The organism is Paenibacillus sp. y28 (assembly GCF_037137075.1).
Lineage (GTDB): Bacteria > Bacillota > Bacilli > Paenibacillales > NBRC-103111 > JBBBNV01.
Window position 1 is genome coordinate 1 of record NZ_JBBBNV010000079.1, and the last position, 1,942, is coordinate 1,942.

The following is a 1,942-nucleotide window of genomic DNA, read 5'->3' on the forward strand; positions in this document are numbered from 1 at the left end:
ACTAGATATTTGTACGGGCTCAACCCATTTGCCTTTGCGGTCTCTACGATGCTGTAGATCGCTGCACTTGCGGTTGCCCCCCGTGGGCTGCCGCTGAATAACCAATTTTTACGACCCACTGTAAAGGGACGAATGCTGTTTTCTGCTAAATTGTTCGAGATCACACAGTTCCCATCTTGTAAGTAATTCATCAACGCTTGCTTATGGTTACGCGCATACTTCAGCGCTTCGCCTAGCTTGGATTTGGGAAGAACTTTACCTTTGGCCGTTTCTACCCATGACCAAAAAGCATCGAGTACAGGTTTTTCCTGCACCAGACGTTGTTCCTTTCGCTCTTCAGCGGTACTTGACGTAAGCTGTGCCTCCAACTCAAAAAGCTTGTTGCAATAGGCAAGGCCTTCACTGGCAAGAGACTCTTCCGGATGCTTCGCCTCCGGTGGCAATGCCTCAACAAACTTACGCCGAAGATGTGCCCAGCATAGACAAGAGATCGTCCCTGCTAGATTCGCATAGCCGGAGTAGGCATCGCTGTGCAAATATCCCTTGAACCCTTTCAGGAACGCTTGCGGGTACTTCGCCCCTCGTCCTGGTTGGTACTCAAAGATCCGTATGGGATGCGCACTATGCTGCCCACTGCTGTAGATCCACATGTAGGAGGGGGTCGTGTTCTTCCGTCCCTTCTCATTCATCACCTGCAATGGTGTCTCATCGGCATGCAGATATCGCTCTTGTACAAGCAACTCATGCAGCCGATTCACCAGTGGCTTCAGCCAGTCTCTCGTGGCCGCGATCATCCAGTTGGCCATCGTGGCCCGACTCAAATCAAGGCCGATGCTCTTCCATTCCTTCTCCTGACGGTACAGGGGCATGCTGTTCACAAACTTCTGGTACATGACCCATGCGACAGAGGAAGCTGAGGCCATCGAATGCTGGATGACCGGCGTTGGCGTCGTTGCCTTTTTCATCTGAGGCTTGTCTTCTTTCCGACAGGTCCGGCACTCCAGGGTTTCCCTGTAAATATCAATGGCTTGCACGCGGGCAGGGATAAACTCCACTTCCGTACGCACAAACTCTTCCCCCACCAAGACAAGCTCGCTATGGCATACGTCACAACAACGGTCCTGAACCTGACAAAGTTGCTTCTCATGCGGAAGATCCTGAAGGAGTTCTGCTCGCTGGCCTACCTGCTTCTTTCGCTGGTAGCTTTGGATCTGCTCGATGGTTGGCTCCGGTGCAGTGCGTGAAGCTGCTGTCTCTGCCTCATCAAATAAAGACAGCTGCTCCACACCGACTGGGAGGGAAGCTGTTTTCTCGGAGCTTTTGCCGTACAGCTTCTGCGTTAGAAATTGCACGGTTTCCTGTAGCCGTTTATTCTCTTTTTCCAGGTCGCCGATGCGATGCTCCATCTTTTGTAGCTGTTCCAAGGGGCTCATGAGATACCGTTCCTTCACTGTCTTCTATACCTATCATTATACCATAGAAGCAGGCATAAACCCAGATTTTACAAGAGTTTTCGGCTCTGTTTTGACCTACATGGAAGGAGTGAAGCCCAGCTTTTTGACTGCTTTCGGCTGATGGATCGACAGTCCCTCCAGCAACCACCGAAACTCCCGTGGCGTGATCGTGCGTACGGCCTCCGCATCCATGGGCCACTGGTATTGACCGGATTCCAGTCGTTTGTACAACAGGACGAATCCATCACCTTCCCAGTACAAGGCTTTCATCCGATCACGCTTGCGACCGCAGAACAGAAACAAATGATTCTGAAACGGGTTCAATTGTAGCTGATGCTGCACCAAGTGAATAAGACCGTCAATGGATTTTCGCATATCCGTATACCCACAGGCGATATACAGTTGTTCGGCCTTGGAAATGTCACCGAACATACTGCAGGATGCGAAGCGTCTGTTCAAGGAGTGCGGTAGACGCATGCGGATGAATT

At 51.2% G+C, this 1,942-nt stretch carries 2 protein-coding genes; both read right to left on the reverse strand.

Annotated features, from left to right (window positions below):
- A partial coding sequence (gene tnpC / locus WBG83_RS22285; RefSeq protein ID WP_336747582.1) for an IS66 family transposase occupies window positions 1-1,433 on the reverse strand: 1,433 nt, incomplete at its 3' end.
- Between the two features lie 96 nt (window positions 1,434-1,529).
- On the reverse strand, window positions 1,530-1,942 hold a 413-nt coding region (tnpB, locus tag WBG83_RS22290), incomplete at its 5' end, for an IS66 family insertion sequence element accessory protein TnpB (protein ID WP_336747583.1).